This is a genomic window from Haloferax profundi (assembly GCF_001469865.1).
Taxonomy (GTDB): domain Archaea; phylum Halobacteriota; class Halobacteria; order Halobacteriales; family Haloferacaceae; genus Haloferax; species Haloferax profundi.
In genome coordinates this window covers 1-2,584 of sequence record NZ_LOPV01000142.1, presented here as the reverse complement: position 1 = coordinate 2,584, position 2,584 = coordinate 1, and the positions used below count along the sequence as shown (strand labels likewise).

The window sequence follows — 2,584 nt, the reverse complement described above, 5'->3', positions numbered from 1 at the left end:
CGGCGTTCGCTGGCGACGCCATCTTCGAGGCACTCGACACGGACCTCGACCTCGTCGTGGCCATCACCGAGGGCGTCCCGACGCAGGACATGGCCAAGGTGAACAAGCGCCTGTCCGAAGTCGACACGCGCCTCATCGGCCCCAACTGCCCGGGCATCATCACGCCCGGCGAGGCCAAACTCGGCATCCTCCCCGGCAACATCTTCGAGTCGGGGAACGTCGGCCTTGTCTCGCGTTCCGGCACGCTCACGTATCAGGTCGTCTCGAACCTGACCGAGCGCGGCATCGGCCAGACCACCGCCATCGGCATCGGCGGCGACCCAATCATCGGCACGTCGTTCGTCGACGCCCTCGAAGCGTTCGAGAACGACCCAGACACCCACGCCGTCGTCATGTGCGGTGAGATTGGTGGCGAAGACGAAGAGCAGGCGGCGAAGTTCATCGCCGAGAACATGGACACGCCCGTCGCTGGCTTCATCGCCGGCCGCACGGCACCACCGGGCAAGCGCATGGGTCACGCCGGCGCTATCGTCTCCGGGTCTGGGACCGGCACGGCAGAGTCCAAAATCAACGCCCTCAACGACGCGGGCGTCCCCGTCGGCGACACCCCGAACGAAGTCGCCGACTACATCGAAGACTTCCTCTAAGTCTTCGGACTCACGTCTCGATTTTTCGCGGCTCAGGAGAGTCATCCCGTACACAGCCCTGACACCGGTCGACGAGCGTCAGCGATGCAACCTCGTCCCACAGAATCCACACCGCGCACTCCCCACTGCGTTCGGGACGCTGCACTCCGTGCACGCGGTCATCTTCTCTCGTGACTTCTCCTGTGCTGTCTTGAGGAACGTCGTCGGGTCGATTGTCGTCCCGGTACCGTCGATGTCTTCGTCGAGTCTGTCGAGGACGCGTTCGACGAGGGCGTCGTTTCGCATGCTGTCGAGGACACGGACGAACCCGACGAACAGGAGTGACGGCGCGACGATGCAGAACCCTGCGACGAGGAGTCGGAGACCAATATCCATGTGTGTTGCTAGCGTTCAACAACCGTATCGTTGCCGCTCGCGCCGAACTGGAGGTTCCGAATGGATTCCACACGACATTATTTGATATGATATTCAGATGCGCGGGTTTATCCGCACCATTCCGGTTAGTCACGCTAATGGACGACACTGTCGTTGTCGGGAGCAACCGAGGCACCCGGGAAGCGATTACGACGCCAGATACTTCGCATATCTTCTCTTCGATGCGGTCACGAGATGCGCACGTTTCGCCCGATGACCCATCTAAATATCAGTGCCGGGAATCTGTAAACTGGGCCGCAGGCACGACCAGACGGTATCGGGGGCCTATTGGTGCCTGACGATGCGCGTCGACGAAATCATGACCGAGGATGTGGCGACTGTCGGGTTGAACTCCAGCGTCGCCGACTGCGCGCGTCTGATGCTCAATCGGGGCGCGGGGAGCGTCGTCGTACGTACCGAGGGCGGACCGGCGGGGATCGTCACCGAATCTGACGTCCTCCGCGCCGGTGTCGCCAGTGGCAAACCGTTGGCGGAGATTCCGACACGAGCAATCATGTCGCACCCGATAAAGTGGGTCCGTCCAGACTCGACGACGCGCGTCGCCGCCCAGAAGATGCGCGACGGGCGCGTCAAGAAACTCGTCGTCGTCGACGGCGCGGAGATGGTCGGTATCGTCACGGCCACCGACATCGCCTTCCACATCTCGGACGTCGCCCGTGGCGTCGGGGAGATGATGGAACTCAAGAGTAAGTGGGAGTCGGACCGGAGATTCAGATAACTGTTACCGTCCCGCACGGCGAAGGATTGATACTACTCTCCGGCTTCTAGCCCTTACCTGTGCGCGAGAGAGTAGCCTCGGTTCGTGACCGTGTGTGGACGGGAATCGAGCGAGCGTTCGCAGCGGACCACACGCCCCACGAAATCGCCGCGAGTTTCGCCTTCGGTGTGTTCGTCGTGGCGATGCCGACTGCAGGCACTGCGATTGCACTCTTCGCCCTCGTCGCCTACTTCGTCGAGCGCGCGAGCAAACTCGCACTCGTCGCGACGCTCGTCGTGTTCAACCCACCGGTCAAGTGGGCCGTCTACGGCGCGAGTTTCTGGCTCGGGTCGTACCTCCTCGGCCCCGTGCCCGGTGCGACTGTCGCCGACGTGTCGCTCGACTCGGGCGTCGATATCGTCTTCCGGCAACTCCTCGGCAACGCGATTCTCGCCGTCGCCCTCACCGTCCTCGGATACCTGGTCGTCCTCCAGATTGCACACGTCCACCGCCGACGGACGTTCTCTCCCCCAGAGCTTCTGCCATCGGACGACTAGTTCGTATCATTCTTCGATAACGTGTGTCACGACGACACAAGGATGTTAATCTCTACCAGAACGTACAGTAAGGCAGTCTTACACACATCTTGTCGTCGAACTGGTGTCTTTCTCTCTGCGATGAAATACGTTTATGTGTAATTCCATTGTTATATTATCTATGAGAAGTGATAGCACAAGACATGGTCGGCCGAGGCCACGTGAGAGTCGGGGTCCGCGACCAAATCGACGAAGCGTGTTGAAGACGG

At 61.1% G+C, this 2,584-nt stretch carries 4 protein-coding genes; 3 read left to right on the top strand and 1 reads right to left on the bottom strand.

Going from position 1 to position 2,584, the window contains the following annotated elements; genetic code table 11:
• A partial coding sequence (locus tag AUR66_RS07375) for a succinate--CoA ligase subunit alpha (protein ID WP_058571825.1) occupies positions 1 to 647 on the top strand: 647 nt, incomplete at its 5' end.
• Positions 648 to 725: 78 nt separating this feature from the next.
• Here the strand turns inward: AUR66_RS07375 and AUR66_RS07370 are convergent.
• On the bottom strand, positions 726 to 1,022 hold the full coding sequence (locus tag AUR66_RS07370) for a hypothetical protein (RefSeq protein WP_058571824.1): 297 nt from the start codon (positions 1,020 to 1,022) through the stop codon (positions 726 to 728).
• A gap of 340 nt (positions 1,023 to 1,362) precedes the next feature.
• On the opposite strand from AUR66_RS07370, the gene AUR66_RS07365 reads away from it, so the two are divergent.
• Positions 1,363 to 1,800 carry a CBS domain-containing protein gene (locus AUR66_RS07365; RefSeq protein WP_058571823.1) on the top strand — a complete coding sequence of 146 codons (438 nt, stop codon included), beginning with the start codon at positions 1,363 to 1,365 and terminating at the stop codon, positions 1,798 to 1,800.
• Positions 1,801 to 1,859: 59 nt separating this feature from the next.
• Positions 1,860 to 2,336: a DUF2062 domain-containing protein gene (locus AUR66_RS07360; RefSeq protein WP_058571822.1), complete on the top strand. Its 477-nt coding sequence runs from the start codon at positions 1,860 to 1,862 to the stop codon at positions 2,334 to 2,336.
• The last annotated feature ends 248 nt before the right edge of the window (positions 2,337 to 2,584 follow it).